Raw genomic sequence first — 18,774 nt, forward strand, 5'->3', positions numbered from 1 at the left:
GGCTGTCCCGGTCGGCGGCGCGGGCGGGCGGGTGACGGCCTCAGCGCTGGATGCGTTCGGTCGGCTCGTCGCCGATCACTCGCTTGATGCGCATCGTCTCCTCGTTCGACGAGGCCGGCGAGACCGCGTCCTGGTCGGCGTCCTCATCCGCCGCCTCGGCCGCGCGCTTCGCCGCCATCCGCTGTTCCGCGAAGATCACCACCAGGACGACGCTCGCGCCTGCCAGCACGAGCAGCAGCACCGGCAGCACGTCGCCGTCCGGCGCCTGGGCGACGCTGTCGGCGTCCTGCCACGGCCAGAGTGCCCGCAGCGAGCCGATCATCAGGCCGGTCATGACGGCGAGCGTGACCTGGCGGTGATGCTCCAACAACCACTGGAGGACCTTGACGAACGTGGCGAGCCCGATCACCGCGCCGAGCATGAACGCGCCGATGTACGGCAGGTTCCGCTCGTTGAGCGCCTCCAGGGTCGGCTCGTAGAGTCCGACGACCATCATCAGGAACGAACCGGAGAGGCCCGGCAACACCAGGGCGCAGACGGCGAAGGCCGCGACGAGTGCGACCAGCCACAGCGGTGGTTCGTCGATCGTGCCGTAGGGCAGCCCGGTCAACAGCAGTGCGGCGGCGGCGGAGCCGATGAGCAGCGCCCAGTGCAGCGGCTTGCGCAGGCCGCCCATCATCCGCACCGGGACCAGGATCGAGGCGGTCACCATGCCGATGAAGACCGCCCGGGAGCCCACCGGGTACTCGTCCAGGATCGGGTGCAACAGCCTGGCCACCGCCACCACGGCGACGGCCATGCCCACCAGCACCGCGGCCAGCATGAACCAGTCCACCTTGGCCGCCTCGGCCTTGGCCGGGGCGAAGTCCCGCCTGCGTATCCCGGAGAGCACCAGGCGCACCGTGGTGATCAGATGACCCGCGGCGGCGATCAGACGCTCGTAGAGCCCGATGACCAGCGCGACCGTCCCGCCGCTGACACCGGGGATGATCTCCACCGTGCCGATGAGGCCGCCGCCGAGGAGGTTCAGCGGCGCCGACTTCCATTTCGACGGGCGTGGCCTGGCGCGCTGCGGCGGCGTGGCGGAGGTCGGCGCGGATACCGGCGGGGAATCCGATGCGGACTGCGGCGAGGACTTCGGTGAGGGCACGGTAGGCACGATAACCGTCCGCCGGGCCGGACCCGACCACGGCGGTCACCGTCCGGGGCCCGCGGCGGGCGACGCCGCCCGACGACGGGGGTGAGGCGTCCGAGGTGCCCGCCGGTCGGCGATGCCGCTCACCTCGATCGCCGAAGGGACGGACCCCGCAGGACGGCGCGGCGCCGCCCTCGCTTCACGGTGAGACGCGCAGCAGCCCCTCTTGGACCACCGACGCGATGAGTCGGCCGTCCCTGGTGAAGAAGCGGCCCGTCGCCAGGCCGCGCCCACCGGAGGCGCTGGGCGAGGCGCAGTCGTACAGGAACCACTCGTCCGCCCGGAACGGCCGGTGGAACCACATCGCGTGATCGAGGCTCGCGCCCGCGACCCGGTCGGTGCCCCAGTACACGCCGTGCCGGGCCAGTACCGAGTCGAGCAGGGTCAGGTCCGAGACGTAGGCGAGCAGGCAGACGTGCAGCACCTCGTCGTCGGGCAGGCTGCCCGCGGCGCGCATCCAGACCTTGTTGTGCGCCTCACGCGGCCCGCTCTCCCTGGACAACCAGGGCGGATCGTTGACGTAGCGCAGGTCGAACGGGCGGGGGGTCGTGGCGAAGACCCCGAGCTTGTCCCGGTAGGCCGCGACCCGATCCGCCCAGGTGGGCAGGGTCTCCGGGGCGGGCACCTCCGGCATCTCCTCGGCGTGGTCCAGCCCCTCCTCCCGGACCTGGTACGACGCGGAGAGCGAGAAGATCGCCTTGCCGTGCTGGACCGCGACCACGCGCCGGGTGGTGAAGGACCGGCCGTCCCGGATCCGGTCGACCTCGTAGACGATCGGCACGCTCGGGTCGCCGCCCCGGATGAAATAGGCGTGCAGCGAGTGCACATACCGATCCGCGGGCACCGTCCTGGTGGCGGCCACGAGCGCCTGACCGGCGACCTGGCCGCCGAAGACCCGTACCGGGGACTCCGCGGGGCTGACGCCTCGGTAGAGGTTCTCCTCGATCCGCTCCAGATCGAGCAGCGTCACCAGTCGATCAAGGACCGGCTGTCCGGACGCGACGTCGTCGCCACCGGAGCCGGCTCCCTGAGACCGTGGCACGGCGTCCGAGCCAACCCCGGCCGGTTCGGACGCCGCGTCGCGGTTCGTCCCGGTCATGCGGTCGCCTCACGGTCGACCGGCAGTGCGCCTCGCATGACTCGAGACGCTACCCCGCGAGGCGGCGGGGCGGGGCCTTCCGGGCTCAGGCGTGGTCGTCCTCACCAAGCCGGTGGACCCGGATCAGGTTGGTGGAACCGACCGTGCCGGGGGGCGATCCCGCGACGATGACCACGAGGTCGCCACGCTGATACCGGCCCATGGAGAGCATCGCCAGGTCGACCTGTTCCACCATGCGGTCGGTGGAGTCCACCTTGTCGACCAGGAACGTCTCGGTGCCCCAGGTCAGGGAGAGCTGGCTGCGCACCTCCGGCTCCGGGGTGAAGGCCAGCAGCGGCAGCGAGGTGTGCAGTCGGGCGACCCGCCGCACCGTGTCACCGGACTGGGTGAAGGCGACCAACGCCTTGGCGTTCAACCGCTCGCCCACGTCGCGGGCCGCGTAGGAGATGACGCCACGCTTGGTCCTGGGCACGTGGGTCAGCGGCGGGACGACCGTCGTCTCGGTCTCCACCGCCTCGATGATGCGAGCCATGGTCAGTACGGTCTCGACCGGGTAGCGGCCGACGCTGGTCTCGCCGGAGAGCATCACCGCGTCCGTGCCGTCGAGCACGGCGTTGGCCACGTCCGAGGTCTCGGCGCGGGTCGGCCGCGAGTTGTTGATCATCGATTCGAGCATCTGGGTGGCCACGATGACCGGCTTGGCGTTCTCTCTGGCGATCTGGATGGCCCGCTTCTGCACCAGCGGCACCTGCTCCAGCGGCAGCTCGACGCCCAGGTCTCCCCTGGCGACCATCACACCGTCGAAGGCCAGCACGATGGCCTCCAGGTTCTCCACCGCCTCGGGCTTCTCCAGCTTGGCCACCACGGGCAGCCTGCGGCTGCCCACCCGGTCCATCACCTGATGGGCCTGGTCGATGTCGGCGGGCGAGCGGACGAAGGACAGCGCGATGAAGTCGACACCCAGGGAGAGGGCGAACTCCAGGTCGGCGATGTCCTTGTCGGAGAGCGCGGGGACGCTGACGTCCATGCCCGGCAGTGACAGGCCCTTGTTGTCGCTGACGGGGCCGCCCTCGGTCACCTCGCAGACGACGTCCGATCCCTCGACCGCCGTGACGACCAGACCGACCTTGCCGTCGTCGACCAGCAGACGGTCGCCGACCTTCGCGTCCTCGGCCAGCCCCTTGTAGGTGGTGGAGACGCGGTCGTGGGTACCGACCACGTCCTCGACGGTGACGCGCACCGTCTTGCCGGTCTCCCACTCGACCGGGCCGCCCGCGAACCGACCGAGTCGGATCTTGGGGCCCTGGAGGTCGGCGAGCACGCCGACGGCACGCCCCGACTCCTTGGCGGCCTCACGGACCAGCTCGTACACGCGCTTGTGCTCCGCGTGCTCGCCATGACTGAAATTCATCCGGGCGACATCCATGCCGGCGCGCACGAGGTCCCGGATCTTCTCCGGGGTCGCGGTGGCAGGGCCCAGCGTACAAACGATCTTCGCACGTCGACTCACGTCTGGTCAGCGTAGTCCGCGCACTGGACCGATTCTGCCCCGCGAGGCAGAAAAGTTGTCTCATTCTGTTACCGAACCGCACACCGAGCACGAGGAGTGACCGACATCCCCACCCAGGGGAGCCTCTTCGCGCCACCCACCAGCGCGGAGTGGGCGATCCGCGACGCACAGCGACTCCTGTCGTCGCGCATCGCGGCCCGGTCCGTCACGGCCGCCGTGCGAGACTGCCCGCGTGTCGCTCCGGCAGCTGCTCTTCCCCCTCGCCCTGGTGATCAGCCTCGTGGTGTTCTTCATGCCCGCGAGCGGCGTGCCCTCGGCGCCGCCCGGCACGGACAAGCTGGTGCACGCGGCGGTCTTCGCCGCGTTGGCCGCGACGGGACTCGGAGCAGGCGTCGCACGACTGCCGCTGTTCCTCGGCCTCGCCGGCTACGCCGGTCTCACCGAGGTGTTGCAGGCGGTCCTTCCGCTCGGCCGCAGCGGAGACCCCTGGGACGTGCTGGCGGACCTCGTCGGGCTGGCACTGGGCTGGGGCCTGCTGCGACTCGGCGGGCGTCTCGGAGGTCGCCGCCCGGTGACCGCGCACACCGACGCCACACCGCGACAGCACGCTCGATCGGACGCCACGACGCCCGCCGAAGAGGCCTCGCGGGAGGACCTGAACCCGACGGCCTGATCGGCGGGGCGTCGACGGCCCGGCACTCGGTCGTAGGCGAGCCCGTGAGCGGCCCCGGCACCGAAGAACCGGGCGGTCTGCTCAGCGCGCCCTGGCCACCTCGTAGACGGCGGAGCCGACCAGTTCGAGGGAGACCTGCAGCCGTGTGTTGCTGATGTTGCCCGCGACGGTGTCCTCCGGCGTGTGGTAGACGGGTTCCAGCAGGTGCGGACCCGCCTCACCGCGCCAGCTGAAGTTGGCCGCCGCGATGCCACGCTCATGGAAGGGCACGTGATCGCTGCCGCCCCGAGCCTCGGGGCCCGCGACGTCGGCCGTGTAGCCCAGTCGGGCGGCGGCCTCGGCGACGGTCGCGGTGGCGAGGTTGTCGGCGCCGTCGACGGACAGCAGCCAGTACAAATCGGCGGGCGGATGACTGGTGGCGACCATGTCGTTCTGGAAGCACGCGGCGATCCGCTCGGCGGCGTGGTCGTCGAGCTGGTTCACGTAGTAGCGGGAGCCGATCAGGCCCTGCTCCTCCGAACCCCAGAGCGCGAACCGCAGTGCCTTCTGCGTGGGCAGCCGACGCAGGACACGGGCCAGCTCCAGGCAGAGCGCCGAGCCGCTGGCGTCGTCGTTGGCGCCGGGTGAACCGGGCACCGAGTCGTAGTGCGCGCTCACCATGACCACCTGGTCGTCCGAGGGGATCGAGGCGGGGCGTTCCGCGAGGACGTTGTACGAGGTGAGGCCGGTGTGCGCGGTGACGATCACTCGGAGCCGCACCGGCCCGGCGACCAGGCGCCTGCGCAACCACTCGCCGTGGGCCTGCCCGAGCCCGAGCACCGGCACCCCGACGGGCTCGGTCAGGGTGGGCAGGAAGGCGGGCGCCTTGCGGTCGGCGCTCGAGGACGCGGCGACCAGCAGGACTCCCGCGGCCCCGCGTTCGACGGCGCCCCGCACCTGCGCGTCCCGATCGGCCGTCCGGTGGTCGATGAGGGCGAACTGCCCGGTGACGTCTCGACCCGCGTAGTCGGCGCCGTCCTGGACTCCCCCACCACGCACGTCGACGACCGCGGCCTCGACCTCCGTGTCGAACGAACCTTGTGGCGAGGCGCTGGCCTGCCATCTCTCCCCGTCGGGCAGGACCAGGTCGGCCAGGTACTTGTCGGCGACCGGGAACGGCTGGCGGGTCACCTGGTAGCCCAGCTCCTCGAAGCGGGCGGCGGCGTAGTCGGCGGCGCGGTGCTCGGACTCGGTGCCGCCGATTCGAGGGCCGATCCGGCCCGCGAGATGCTGGATGTGGGTCAGCGCCCGACGGGCGTCGACCGAGGCCGCCACGGCACGGTCGGCGAGCCCCAGAGCGGGCGCGGAGCCCGCGCCCGGGCGCATCCTCGGTGTGGCGAAGGCGCTCGGCGCGGTGGCGCCGACCATGGCGAGCGCCGCCAGCGCGGCGGCTCCTCCGATGAGATCGCGGCGCTTGAGTCCTGACATCCGACCACTCCCCGCCCCCGAGCGCGATCCGCTCGCACGTATCCCGACTAGAAGTCACTTTGTGTAGCCACAAAGCAGAAAACGACCCGATATAACACGATCAGGTGCTTCGTTTGGGAATCTACGGCGCCGGAAATCGGCTGACAAGGCTCTCTCCATGCACGATCAGCAGCAGCCCGCCACAGTGTCGCCCGCTTCGAGTGACTTCGATCGGGTTACAAGGAAGCGATGTCTCGGATGCCGCGGCAGGCCCGCGTCCCCCACCGGATCGACCCGGCCGACGACGCGGGGGGCGTGTCCCGCCCGGCAGACCACGGACCGGCCAGTGCCACAGCCGAGCATGTTAGGGTCGCCTTAGTTTCGAGACGTGGTCGGCGAGACCGAAGAGAGAGGCGGCATCGGTCGATGAGCAGCACGCAGCGGGAGATCCGTGTCCTGCGCTACGACCTGCGGCCTCGGCTGCTCCAGGTCTCCAAGGTGGATCGCGTCACCCCGCGAACCGCACGGATCACGCTGACGGGCCCGGATCTGGACGGCTTCCAGACCCATGACTACGCCGATCACGTCAAGCTGTGCTTCCCCGAGCCGGGCGCGGCCCTGCCGACCATGCCGACCATGGGCGAGCGCGGCATCGTCCCGCCGCCGACGGACGGGCCCCAGCCGATCTTTCGGGACTACACCGTCCGCCGCTTCGACGCCGCGGCAAGCGAACTGGACATCGACTTCGTCCTGCACCCGCACGGCATCGCGGGCCGCTGGGCCGCCGACGCCGCCCCCGGGGACTCCCTCGGCGTCCTCGGCCCGCGCGGCTCACACCTGGTCCCCGACGACTTCGACTGGTACCTGCTCGCGGGCGACGAGACGGCGCTGCCCGCCATCGGCCGCAGGCTCGCCGAACTCGCCGAGGCGCGCCCGACCGCCCGCGTGCAGGCCGTGGTCGAGGTCGACGGCCCCGCCGAGGAACAGGAACTCGTCCGGCCGCCCGACACGCGGCTGACCTGGCTGCACCGGGACGGGGCCGAGGCAGGCGGACAGGAACGGCTGTACCAGGCGCTCTCGGAGTTCACCGTCCCCGACGGCGTCGGTTACGTCTGGGTCGCAGGCGAAAGCGGCGACCTCAAGCCCATCCGCCGTCACCTGCGCTCCCTCGGCCTCGACCGCAGGCATTACAAGGTCGACGGCTACTGGAAGCGAGGCGTCGTCAACCACGATCACCACGCCGACGACGCCTGAGCCCCGCCACGCGACGACGCCTCCTCGATCAGACCACCGCGAGCGGCAGGGCCGTCGGGTGCACCGGCGACGGCAGCGTCGAGCCGCCGGTCAGATACGAGTCGACCGCGTTGGCCACCGAACGGCCCTCGGCAATCGCCCAGACCACCAACGACGCACCCCGATGGGCGTCGCCGCAGACGAACACCCCCGGCGCGCTGGTCTCCCAGTCGGACCCGCAGCCGATCGTTCCCCGCCCGGACAGCGAGATGCCCAGCTCGTCCAACAACGGCATCCGCTCGACACCCTCGAAGCCGATCGCCAACAGCACCAGGTCGCACGGCAGCCGGTCGACCTCCGAGGAGACCGGCACCACCTTCCGCACCCCGTGCTCGTCGCGCTGCACCTTCACCCGGCGCAGTTCGATCTCGCGGACGTGGCCGGAGTCGTCGCCGATGAAACGCTCCACCGCGACCTCGTACCGCCGCTCGCCGCCCTCCTCGTGCGCCGGGTAGTCACGCAGGATCAACGGCCAGGTCGGCCACGGCGATCGAGCGTCGTCGCGCACCGTCGGCGGCTTCGGGTACTGATCGAGCTGAAGCACGCTCGCCGCGCCCTGTCGATGCGCCGTGCCCAGACAGTCGGCGCCGGTGTCTCCGCCGCCGATGATCACGACATGTCTGCCCTCGGCGCTGATCGACGTCGGACCGTCGCCCTCGGTCTCCCGATTGGCAGGCACCAGGTGCTCCATCGCCAGGTGCACCCCCGCCAGCTCACGACCGACGATCTCGGGGGCGTCCCGACCACGCAACGCCCCGACGGCGAGCACGACGGCGTCGTAGTCGGCACGCAGCTGCTCGACGGTGAGGTCGACGCCGACCTCGCAGCCGGTCACGAACCCGGTGCCCTCCGCCCGCATCTGCGCCAGCCGCCGATCCAGGACGCGCTTCTCCATCTTGAACTCGGGGATGCCGTAGCGGAGCAGTCCGCCCAGCCGGTCGTCCCGCTCGAAGACGGTGACGTCGTGCCCCGCCCTGGTGAGCTGCTGGGCGGCCGCCAGTCCCGCCGGCCCGGAGCCGACGACCGCGACCCGCTTGCCGGTGGAGATCGTCGCGGGCTGCGCGGGCACCGCACCGTTCTCCCAGTTCACGTCGGCGATGCTCTGCTCCACCCGCTTGATGGCCACGGCGCCGCCCGCCAACGGCGACACCGCCAGCACACAGCCCGCCTCACACGGAGCGGGGCAGAGTCTGCCGGTGAACTCCGGGAAGTTGTTGGTGGCGTGCAGCCGCTCGCCCGCCTCGGTCCACTGACCCCGCCGCACCAGGTCGTTCCACTCCGGGATCAGATTGCCCAGCGGGCAGCCCGCCGTCTCGGAATGGCAGAACGGGATGCCGCAGTCCATGCATCGTGCGGCCTGCGTGCGGACCTCGGCGTCCCGCCGCTCCGGAGACAGCGCGGCGTAGACCTCCTGCCAGTCGCCCAGCCGCTCGTCCACGGGACGCTTGGCGGGTTCGGTCCTGCTGTGCTTGAGAAAGCCCTGCGGATCAGCCACGGGACGCCTCCATGATCGCCTCGTCCTCGTCGCGGCCCTCGGCGCGGGCGATGCGCACCGCCTCCAGGACACGCTGGTAATCGCCGGGCATCACCTTGGTGAACCCGCGTGAACGGCGTGGCCAGTCGCCCAGCAGCGAGGCCGCCACCGATGATCCGGTGGCCTCGTGATGCCGCCGCACCACCTCCCGGAGCCACCGCAGATCCTCCGGATCCGGCCGCTGCAACTCGACCATCGCCGAATTGACCATGCTCGGATCGAGATCGAGCACGAAGGCGATGCCGCCGGACATTCCCGCGGCCAGGTTGCGGCCGGTGCGGCCGAGCACCACGGCCCGCCCCCCGGTCATGTACTCGAAGGCATGGTCGCCCACGCCCTCGGCGATCAGCAGCGCACCCGAGTTGCGCACGGCGAAACGCTCGCCGACCTGACCACGGAGGAAGATCTCGCCCGACGTCGCGCCATAGCCGATGACGTTGCCCGCGATCACCTGGTGCTCGGCCACGAAGGAGGCGTCCGGATGCGGGCGCACCACGATCCGGCCGCCGGACAGGCCCTTGCCGACGAAGTCGTTGGCGTCGCCGATGAGGTCCAGGGTGATACCCGAGGGCAGGAACGCCCCGAGCGACTGGCCTGCCGAGCCCGTCAGCTCCACCGTGATGGTGCCGTCGGGCAGGCCGTCGCCACCGAAACGCCGAGTGACCTCGGAACCCAGCAGCGTGCCGACCGTCCGATTGACGTTGCGCACCGGCAGTTCCAGCCGCACGACGTGGGCGTCCTCCAACGCCGCCTCGGCGAGCTGGATCAACGTCCGGTCCAGCGCGTGGTCGAGCCCGTGATCCTGATCGCGGACACGTCGACGCATCGTGCCGTAGGTCGCGGTGCCGTCCGCGATGCCGACCGGGACGGCGAAGACCGGCGTCAGATCCAGTCCCTCGGCCTTCCAATGGTCCACGGCCTCGCTGGTGTCGAGCATCTCGGCATGACCGATCGCCTCGTCCAGGGTGCGGAAGCCGAGTTCGGCGAGCAGCTCGCGCACCTCCTCGGCCACGAACTCGAAGAAGGTCTCCACGAACTCCGGCTTGCCGGTGTACCGCCTGCGCAGCTCGGGATTCTGCGTCGCGATGCCCACCGGGCAGGTGTCCAGGTGACAGACCCGCATCATCACGCACCCCGCCACCACCAGCGGGGCGGTGGCGAAGCCGTACTCCTCGGCACCGAGCAGCGCGGCGATCAGCACGTCCCGGCCGGTCTTCATCGCACCGTCGACCTGCACGGTGATCCGATCACGCAGCCCGTTGAGCAGCAGTGTCTGCTGCGTCTCGGCAAGGCCCACCTCCCACGGCGTGCCCGCGTGCTTGAGCGAGGTCAACGCCGCGGCACCGGTGCCGCCGTCGTGGCCGGAGATCAACACCACGTCGGCGTGCGCCTTGGCCACGCCCGCCGCCACCGTGCCGACGCCGATCTCGCTGACCAGCTTGACGTGCACCCTGGCCCGCTCGTTGGCGTTCTTCAGGTCGTGGATGAGCTGGGCGAGGTCCTCGATCGAGTAGATGTCGTGGTGCGGCGGCGGAGAGATCAGCCCGACTCCCGGCGTCGAGTGCCGGGTCCGCGCGATCCAGGGGTAGACCTTGTACCCCGGCAGCTGACCGCCCTCACCGGGCTTGGCGCCCTGAGCCATCTTGATCTGGATGTCGGTGGAGTTGACCAGGTACTCGCTCGTCACCCCGAACCGGCCCGAGGCCACCTGCTTGATGGCCGAGCGACGCTCCGGGTCGTAGAGGCGCGCGGTCTCCTCGCCGCCCTCCCCGGTGTTGGACCGGCCGCCGAGCCGGTTCATCGCGACCGCCAGCGTCTCGTGAGACTCCGCCGAGATGGAGCCGTAGGACATCGCGCCGGTGTTGAAGCGCTTGACGATGGCCGAGACCGGTTCCACCTCCTCCAACGGGATCGAGGGACGCTCGCCGTCGCGGAAGCGGAACAGCCCCCGCAGCGTGCCGCCCTTCCGCGCCAGCCGGTCGACCTCCGCCGTGTACTTGCGGTACACGTCCATCTGGCGGGTCTTGGTGGCGTGCTGAAGCAGGAACACCGTCTCCGGGCTGAACAGGTGCAGCTCGCCCTCACGGCGGTAGGCGTACTCGCCGCCGACCTCCAGCCGCCGATGCGACCGGTCCGTCGGGTTCTCCGGGTAGGCGAGACGATGACGCCGGGCCACCTCCTCGGCGAGGACGTCCAATCCGACACCGCCGAGCTTGGAGACCGTCCCGGTGAAGTACTCCCGGACCACGTCGCCCGCCAGCCCGACCGCCTCGAAGACCTGCGCGGCCGTGTAGGCGCCCACGGTGGAGATGCCCATCTTGGACATCACCTTCAAGACGCCCTTCACCAGGGCCTGCACGTAGTTGCGCACGGCCTTGGCGGGCTCGATGCTCGCGATCTCCCCCGTCGAGACCATGTCCTCGATCGTCTCGAAGGCGAGGTAAGGGTTGACCGCCGCGGCCCCGTAGCCGAGCAGCAGCGCGATGTGGTGGACCTCGCGCGCGTCGCCGGACTCGACCACCAACGCGACCTGCAGGCGCTCCTTGGAGCGGACCAGATGGTGGTGCACCGCCGAGACCAGCAACAACGCCGGAATGGGCGCGTGAGAATGATCGGAGTCGCGATCCGACAGCACGAGGACCCGCGCGCCGGCCGCGATGGCGGCGCTGGCCTCGCGGCGCACCCGGTCGATCGCCCGGGCCAGGGCGTCCCCGCCGCCGTCGACCTCGTACAACCCGGAGATGACACTGCACGCGAACCCGGGCAGGTCGCCGTCGTCGTTGATGTGGATGAGCTTGGCCAGCTCGTCGTTGTCGATCACCGGCCGCGCCAGCACGACGTGCCTGCAGGACGCGGGCGAGGGATCGAGCAGATTGTGCTCCGGCCCCATCACCCTGGCCACCGAGGTGACGATCTCCTCGCGGATCGCGTCCAACGGCGGATTGGTGACCTGCGCGAAGCCCTGGACGAAGTAGTCGTAGAGCATGCGGGAGCGTTCCGACAGCGCGGCCACCGGCGTGTCCGACCCCATCGAGCCGGTCGGCTCCGCCCCGGTGACGGCCATCGGGGTCAGCAGGACCCGCAGCTCCTCCTCGGTGTAGCCGAAGGTGAGCTGACGCCGGACCACCGAGTCGTGACTCTGCACGACGTGGTCCCGATCGGGCAGCGTGTCCAGCTTCACCAGGCCCGCGTGCAGCCACTCGGCGTAGGGATGTTCGGCGGCGAGACCACTCTTGACCTGGTCGTCGTCGACGATCACGCCTGCCTCGGTGTCGATCAGGAACATGCGGCCGGGCTGCAGCCTGCCCTTGGCCACCACCTGCTCCGGCGCGATGTCCAGCACGCCCGCCTCGCTGGCCAGCACGACGCGGTCGTCGGTGGTGCGCCACCACCGGGCAGGCCGCAGGCCGTTGCGGTCGAGCACCGCGCCGACCAGCGTGCCGTCGCTGAACGTGACACACGCCGGCCCGTCCCACGGCTCCATCAGACTGGCGTGGAACTTGTAGAAGGCCCGTCGGGCCGGGTCCATGCCCGTGTGGTTCTCCCACGCCTCCGGAATCATCATCAACACCGCGTGCGGCAGGCTCCGCCCGGTCAGATGCAGCAGCTCCAGCACCTCGTCGAAGGACGCGGAGTCCGAGCCGTCCTCGGCACAGATCGGGAACAGCCGCTCCAGGTCGGCCGCCGCGTCCCCGGAGGTCGCGGTGCCGGAGGTCGCGGTGCCGGAACGCCGGGCCAGGTGATCGGAGGCGAGCAGCGCCTCCCGAGCCAGCATCCGGTTCCGATTGCCGCGAATCGTGTTGATCTCACCGTTGTGGGCGACGAAGCGGAACGGATGCGCCAGGGGCCAGGAGGGGAAGGTGTTGGTCGAGAACCGACTGTGCACGAGCGCGATCGCGCTGATCAGCCGCGAATCACGCAGATCGGGGAAGAACGCGGGCAGCTGCTCGGTGGTGAGCATCCCCTTGTAGACCAGGGTCCGCGAGGACAGTGACGGGAAGTACACCCCGCAGCCCGCTCGTACCGTCTCCCGCTCCGCCCGCTTACGCAGGCAGAAGGCCAGCCGATCCAGTTCCAACCCGGCCGCCTGCTCGCCGTCGCCGGTCGGCAGTGCCTCGGCGATCAGCATCGCGAAGTGCGGCATGCAGGATCGAGCGCTGGGACCGACGTTCGCACCATCGGGGTCGACCGGCACGTCCCGCCAGCCGAGGACGCGCAGACCCTCCTCGGACGCCAGCTGAGCCACCATGGCCTGCGCCGCGGCACGGTCCGCCTCGTCGACCGGCAGGAAGGCCATCCCCGCGACATAACGCTGCGCGCCGTCGGCAGCGGGCTCGGGAAGTCGCAGACCACTCTCCGCACGAAGCAGCCGATCGGGCAGCTGGAGCAGGATGCCCGCGCCGTCACCGCTGCTGGGCTCCGCGCCCGCGGCGCCCCGGTGATCGAGATTCGCCAACGCGATGAGCGCATCGCGCACGATGTCATGGGATCGACGTCCCTTGACATCGGCGACCATCGCCACGCCGCACGAGTCGCGCTCATCGTCCGGGTGGTACAGGCCCTGCGGGCCCGGGATGGCGGAGAAGATCACGAACAGACCTCCCTCGTCGTCCTGTCGGCTTGACATCAAGCCGGTGGTGGGTGGTCGGGACGACGGTGGCCCGCGGTTAATGCGCCCGTAACCTGGGATGGGCGATCAGTACATGGGACTGTAACAGCCATGTGAAAAATTACGAGACCCTCGAAAGTGATCCTCGCCATGTATGGTAACGCTTTCACGTACTGAACCGATACCACGGATCAGCCGTTGCCCCCGCGCCTGCGGCCAGGCTACCGCGCGCCGCCGCGATCCGCGTTTCTCCTGGTAGGGTCCGCTCGCCGGCAGGTCAACCGCCTGCGGGCGCCTCCGAAGGCCGAAGTCCGGTGCGAGTCCGGCGCTGTGCCGCAACTGTAATGCCCCGTCTCGGGGACGAGCCAGGTCGACCGACGGAGCGCGACGCCAACACTCCCGACGCAGGGGTTCACGTGTCCACCAGGTCACCGTCTCCCACGGTCCTCGCGGATCGCCGTCCACCCGACGTCGGCCCGAGCACGAGGAACCGCTGTGATCAACACGAACCCGCAGGCCCCGTCCGGCACCACCGTCCGACACAGGCGGCGCGATTCGGCCGCGCTGCTGCTCACGGCGCTGGTGGGGGTGCTGGGGCTCGCGGGCTGCGCGAGCCGTGAAGAGCCCTCGGACGCCGCCGGGCAGGTCGACGGCGACTTCCCAGTGCAGGTCTCCATCGCGGGCGCCGAGCCGGTCACCATCGAGGACCGGCCCACGCAGATCGTCTCCCTCAGCCCCAGCGCCACCGAGATGCTCTTCGCCATCGGAGCGGGGGATCAGGTCGTCGCCGTCGACGACAACTCCGACTACCCGCCGGAGGCGCCGACCAGTGATCTCTCCGGATTCTCCCCGAGTCCCGAGGCCGTCGCCGATCACCACCCGGATCTGGTGGTCGCCGCGAACGACGCCGAGGGTCTGGTCGAGGGCATGACGGCCGTCGGCGTGCCGGTGCTGCTGCTGCCCGCCGCCGAAGACCTCGCAGGCACCTACGCTCAGATCGAGGCCCTTGGCGAAGCCACCGGACACGCCGAAGCCGCTCGTGACCTCGCCACGGACCTGGAGACCAGGATCGACGAGATCGTCGCCGACGCCGACGTCCCCGAAGGCCTGAGCTTTTACCACGAGGTCAGCGAAGACCTCTACAGCGTCGGGTCGACGACCTTCATCGGCCAGGTCTACGGCCTGTTCGGCATGACCAACATCGCCGATGAGGCACCCGCAGGCGGCGACTACCCGCAGCTCGCGAACGAGTTCATCGTCGAAAGCAACCCCGACGTCATCTTCCTGGCCGACGTCGTGTGCTGCGGACAGTCCGCCGAGACGATCGCGGAACGCCCCGGCTGGGAGACGATGACCGCCGTACAGACCGGCACCGTCGTCCCGCTCGACGACGACCTCGCCTCCCGCTGGGGACCGCGAGTCGTGGAGTTCGTCGAAGCCGTCGCCGACGGCGCCACCTCCACGGACCAGACAGGCTGACCCCGCGCGGTACCGGGACGAGGCCTCGCCGGCTTGCGCCTGGACCATGATCGGTAGGCCACGGCCGGTGTCGTGATCGCGCGCACCGCCCGCGAACTCGCGTCGATGCTGCGGGCAGTCGGACCGGTGCGCACCGCTCAGCAGAATGGTGAACACCAGAGGCGGTGCCCGCCGTCCGGCCCAGGCGGCGTCATCGCCTGCACCGGCGGTCTCGACGACGTGACGTGCGGGGCGGCGCACCGTGGACCGAAGCCTCAATCGCCGTCACCGGCTCCGGCGCCCCGATCGCCCGTCAGACCTCTCACCTCGGGGACGCCGCCACCGATCGGCCCCACGCTCCGACGTGTTCCGACCAGGACGTCGAATCACCCACCACCTACCGTCTCTCAGCCTCCGATCAACCGGGCCTGCCTGTATGCCGAGAAGGAGCCCCGAACCAGCCGTGAGCAACTCCGATCCTCATCGGGGCGTCCGGACCGTCTCCATCGACCCGGTCGCTCCTCCTGTCGCCGTGCTGCCCCGCCCCACCCGACTGCGGCTCCGGCATCTCCTCGGCTCCACGGCCGCGCTCCTGGCGGTGGTCACGGTCTCCGTGCTGATCGGGGCCGTCGATCTCGGTCCGACGCGAGTGCTGGCCGAGATCGGCGCGCAGCTCACGGGCGGGGTCTCCCCGCTGTCGGAGCGGGAGGCCGCCATCCTCTGGCAGTTGCGAGTCCCGAGAGTCGTGCTCGCCTGCCTGGTCGGGGCGGCCCTCGCCTCGGCGGGCGCCGCATTCCAGGGGGTCTTCCGCAACCCCTTGGCCGACCCATACCTGCTCGGAGCGGCAGCAGGCGCGGGGCTCGGCGCCACGCTCGCCCTGACCGTCCTTCCGGGCACCGCCGACTGGATCGTCGGTCCCGTCCAGTTCGCGGCGTTCATCGGATCGCTGGGCGGCGTCGGGCTGGCCTGGTTGTTAGGTCGGTCGGCTTCGGCCGGATCGGCGACACTCGTTCTCGCCGGTGTGGCGGTCGCCTCCTTCCTGACAGCGGGACAGACCCTGGTGCAGCAGCTGCACACCGAGGATCTGCGACGGATCTATGCCTGGGTTCTCGGTGGGGTCAACACGACCGGCTGGCACGACGTGCTGCTGGTCCTGCCGTACGTGGTGGCCTGTTCGGCGGTGCTGTGCGCCTGCGGACGGCTGCTCGACCTCCTCGGCGTCGGCGACGAGGAGGCCGCCGCCCTCGGCGTGCGACCCGGTCGGGTGCGGCTGGCCGTCCTGATCGCCGCCTCGTTGGCGACCGCTGCCGCCGTGTCGGTGGCGGGACTGATCGGATTCGTCGGCATCGTGGTGCCGCATCTGGTCCGGTTGATCGTGGCGAGCAGCTATCGAGTGGTGGTACCCCTCTCTCTGTTGGGCGGCGCCGCGTTCCTGACGGCGGCCGACATGGTGGCTCGGACGGTGATCGCTCCCGCCGAGCTGCCGATCGGGGTGATCACCGCCTTCGCCGGCGCACCGTTCTTCGCCGTCATACTGCGCATGAGGAGCCGAGGATGACGGCGCTGAGCGTCGCCGGCCTGACTGTCGGATACCGGACCGGACCGGTGCTGACCGACGTGGTCACCACCGTCGACGAGGGCGCGTGGCTGGGCGTGATCGGCCCGAATGGAGCGGGCAAGTCCACCTTCCTCAAGGCCGTGGCCGGCCTGGTGGCTCATCAAGGCGTGGTACGTGTCGAAGGACGAGCGCTGCTGTCGATGACCAACCGTCAACGAGCGAGGGCGATCGGCTACTCACCGCAGATCCCGCAGATTCCGCCGGGGATCTCCGTCACCGACTACGTGCTGCTGGGCCGTGCCCCGTATCTGCCCGCCCTCGGCCGAGAGGGCCGGCGAGACCTCGCCGTGGTGGGCGACGTGCTCATCAGGCTGGATCTCGTCGCGTTGGCTGATCGCGAGCTGCGGACCCTCTCGGGCGGTGAACGGCAACGCGCCGTGCTGGCCAGGGTGCTGGCGCAACAGCCCCGTCTGCTCCTGCTGGACGAGCCGACCACGGGTCTCGACGTCGGCCATGCACAGGCGCTTCTGGAACTCGTGGATAGGCTTCGCGTCGAAGACGGGGTCACCGTCGTCAGCACACTGCACGATCTCACCCTCGCCGGCCAGTACTCCACGCGACTACTGCTGTTGAATCACGGTCGGGTGGTGGCGGACGGCACCTCGCGGGATGTCCTGACCGAGTCACTGCTCGCCTCGCACTATGACGCCAAGGTCGCCGTCGTGACCGCTCCCGACGGCAGCCGGGCGGTGGTCCCGGTCCGCGGTCGGGAAGCCGATCTTCAGGCAGCCCGGCATTCCGAGCCCACGACCCGGACGCCTGAGTTCTGACCGGCCGACATGCGGTCCGATCCCACTCGGCCGACGACACGGCCGCCGGTACGGGGCGATCGCGCTTCACGATCGAGGTGTGGCTCTCCGCTCGCAGGCAGCCGTGAAGTGGCACTCCCACGGCCTTCGCCGCCGGGAGCACACGGCTTCTCGACCTCCGCCGGTCTCGGCAGGCCCGCGAAGGGCGTGGTCGGCGGATGCAGGCCCCCGGTGCTGGAGAGATCCGGCATCGATCAGGGTCGGCGCCGCATCGACGATGAGGACACGGCGGACGGCCGTCCCAGGATGTGCTCGGCGCGTACGGCAGGGCACGAGTCGGCGCTCGGAGGGCGGGCACGGCACCCGCCCACACACCGAGAGCAGGCACGGCGTCGCCTGACACAGGCGGGCTCGGCGCGGGCCGGGCTCCCCGAGCTGTGCCGGAGCAGGCAGGCGGTGCGGAGTCACCTCGCACGAGGACCGCGGTGCTCGGCCCTGGCCGCGCCGTGTCCCCTGGCTCGACCGTGTCGTCTGGCCGCGCCGTGGAAGGCCGCGACGTGCGGTGTCGGACGAAGACCTCGTGGCACGGATGCGGGTACTCCTCGACGTCCGCCACCGCCGATCCCGGTGCCCCGCTCAGAGCGCGACGCGCCGCCCACTCCCGCGTCGCCTGACTCGTCTCGTCGGCATCGGTCTGCTCCTCGAGCAGCAGCCCGCCCGGCCGGCACTCCTCGCCCCGCACCGCCATCCGACGAGCGAAGGGCAACAGGGGGTGAGATCGCAGCCCGACGGCGGGCGGATCGTCGGGGTGGCGGGCCGACGGCGGCGGGCGCATCGCTGCCGGCAGCTGGTGAGCGAGGTACCGCAACCCCGTTCGCAGGGCCGAGACGAGCCTGCACCGCGCACGATGCAGGCGTCCGGCCCAGGTGTGACACCGGGCCGGTTCGGCGGCCTCGGCCGGAGAACCGTATCGGGACTGGGGAAGGAATCGGGCCGGGTACGCACTCTGTTCTGACATGATTCGATGATCGAACGGGTGTTCGACAATCGCAAGATATCGATCGAGTGGATCTCCGTCCATCCCGCGGTCACCGCATCGACGACGCCGTCGGCCGACGAGGCCGCGCGCCTACGGGGGCGGCGCGACGCCGATCTCGCCGGCTTCGGGTCTCGTCCGACCTCGATCGAGTCGAGCCCGCCTCCTCGTCGCCGATGCCCGGCGGCGGGGGTGGTCGGCGAGCCGACGCCGCTCGACGCGACCACGAAGCGGGCCGCCACGACGCCCCGACCACGGACGGCAAGACCCCCGCGGGCGCAGTCTCCGTCGACGAGATCGGCTGATCAGCGAGTCCGCCTCACCGGTGACGACGCCGGCCCGGCCGGGAGCAGGAGCGACTGATGGTCGTGGGCTTGTCGCCACCCGGCCGCCGAGCCGTCGCCCCGTGATCCAGCACGTCCCACGATGCCGGCCACCGCCGAACGGCCGCGTGATCGGCTCCCCGCCGGGGCGTCGCGACCGTCGCGCGCTGATCATGCTGATCACCGAACCGCAGGACGATCCGCCGCAGGCCGACCTTTCAGACGGCGGGG

11 protein-coding genes are annotated in these 18,774 nt (G+C 70.7%); 5 read left to right on the plus strand and 6 right to left on the minus strand.

All coding sequences use genetic code 11. The annotated features are described in order from the left end of the window. Nucleotides 1–40: 40 nt before the first annotated feature. From AHOG_RS18925 to pyk, 3 genes are all read right to left on the minus strand, one after another. A complete protein-coding gene (locus AHOG_RS18925) occupies nucleotides 41–1,150 on the minus strand; it encodes a DUF368 domain-containing protein (RefSeq protein ID WP_211290446.1) in 1,110 nt (369 codons plus the stop codon). Between the two features lie 184 nt (nucleotides 1,151–1,334). Then, a complete protein-coding gene (gene tesB / locus AHOG_RS18930) occupies nucleotides 1,335–2,294 on the minus strand; it encodes an acyl-CoA thioesterase II (RefSeq protein WP_093942547.1) in 960 nt (319 codons plus the stop codon). Between the two features lie 85 nt (nucleotides 2,295–2,379). Then, entirely contained in the window at nucleotides 2,380–3,804 is a 1,425-nt protein-coding gene (gene pyk / locus AHOG_RS18935) for a pyruvate kinase (protein ID WP_093942548.1), read from the minus strand. 232 nt (nucleotides 3,805–4,036) lie between these two features. Here pyk and AHOG_RS18940 point away from each other — a divergent pair, with 232 nt between their 5' ends. Continuing rightward, nucleotides 4,037–4,477 (plus strand): VanZ family protein, encoded by a 441-nt coding sequence (locus AHOG_RS18940; RefSeq protein ID WP_211290447.1) that lies wholly within the window; start codon nucleotides 4,037–4,039, stop codon nucleotides 4,475–4,477. 81 nt (nucleotides 4,478–4,558) lie between these two features. Here the strand turns inward: AHOG_RS18940 and AHOG_RS18945 are convergent, their stop codons facing one another. After that, complete coding sequence (locus AHOG_RS18945) at nucleotides 4,559–5,944, minus strand: M28 family metallopeptidase (RefSeq protein ID WP_093942549.1); 1,386 nt, start codon at nucleotides 5,942–5,944, stop codon at nucleotides 4,559–4,561. 405 nt (nucleotides 5,945–6,349) lie between these two features. Here AHOG_RS18945 and AHOG_RS18950 point away from each other — a divergent pair, with 405 nt between their 5' ends. Further along, nucleotides 6,350–7,177 (plus strand): siderophore-interacting protein, encoded by an 828-nt coding sequence (locus AHOG_RS18950; RefSeq protein ID WP_093942550.1) that lies wholly within the window; start codon nucleotides 6,350–6,352, stop codon nucleotides 7,175–7,177. Nucleotides 7,178–7,205: 28 nt separating this feature from the next. Here AHOG_RS18950 and AHOG_RS18955 read toward each other — a convergent pair whose 3' ends face one another. Then, nucleotides 7,206–8,711 (minus strand): glutamate synthase subunit beta, encoded by a 1,506-nt coding sequence (locus tag AHOG_RS18955; RefSeq protein ID WP_093942551.1) that lies wholly within the window; start codon nucleotides 8,709–8,711, stop codon nucleotides 7,206–7,208. Continuing rightward, nucleotides 8,704–13,341, minus strand: a complete 4,638-nt coding sequence (gene gltB / locus AHOG_RS18960; RefSeq protein ID WP_093944598.1) for a glutamate synthase large subunit — start codon at nucleotides 13,339–13,341, stop codon at nucleotides 8,704–8,706. Before gltB ends, AHOG_RS18955 begins: the two co-directional genes overlap by 8 nt. A 513-nt stretch (nucleotides 13,342–13,854) precedes the next feature. On the opposite strand from gltB, the gene AHOG_RS18965 reads away from it, so the two are divergent. The 3 genes from AHOG_RS18965 (at nucleotide 13,855) to AHOG_RS18975 (ending at nucleotide 17,205) form a co-directional block, all read left to right on the plus strand. After that, nucleotides 13,855–14,838, plus strand: coding sequence for an ABC transporter substrate-binding protein (locus AHOG_RS18965; RefSeq protein ID WP_311770150.1), 984 nt, complete (start codon nucleotides 13,855–13,857; stop codon nucleotides 14,836–14,838). A 442-nt stretch (nucleotides 14,839–15,280) separates the two neighbouring features. Beyond that, nucleotides 15,281–16,375 carry a FecCD family ABC transporter permease gene (locus tag AHOG_RS18970; RefSeq protein WP_376700056.1) on the plus strand — a complete coding sequence of 365 codons (1,095 nt, stop codon included), beginning with the start codon at nucleotides 15,281–15,283 and terminating at the stop codon, nucleotides 16,373–16,375. Next, entirely contained in the window at nucleotides 16,372–17,205 is an 834-nt protein-coding gene (locus AHOG_RS18975) for an ABC transporter ATP-binding protein (RefSeq protein WP_093942553.1), read from the plus strand. The genes AHOG_RS18970 and AHOG_RS18975 overlap by 4 nt, the downstream gene beginning before the upstream one ends. Nucleotides 17,206–18,774: the final 1,569 nt, after the last annotated feature.

Source organism: Actinoalloteichus hoggarensis (genome assembly GCF_002234535.1).
Taxonomy (GTDB): Bacteria; Actinomycetota; Actinomycetes; order Mycobacteriales; family Pseudonocardiaceae; genus Actinoalloteichus_A; species Actinoalloteichus_A hoggarensis.

Bases quoted from the DNA above. Each gene is read 5' to 3' on its own strand.
- tesB (WP_093942547.1), bottom strand. From the start codon at position 2,294: ATGACCGGGACGAACCGCGACGCGGCGTCCGAACCGGCCGGGGTTGGC.
- AHOG_RS18945 (WP_093942549.1), bottom strand. From the start codon at position 5,944: ATGTCAGGACTCAAGCGCCGCGATCTCATCGGAGGAGCCGCCGCGCTG.
- AHOG_RS18950 (WP_093942550.1), top strand. From the start codon at position 6,350: ATGAGCAGCACGCAGCGGGAGATCCGTGTCCTGCGCTACGACCTGCGG.
- AHOG_RS18975 (WP_093942553.1), top strand. From the start codon at position 16,372: ATGACGGCGCTGAGCGTCGCCGGCCTGACTGTCGGATACCGGACCGGA.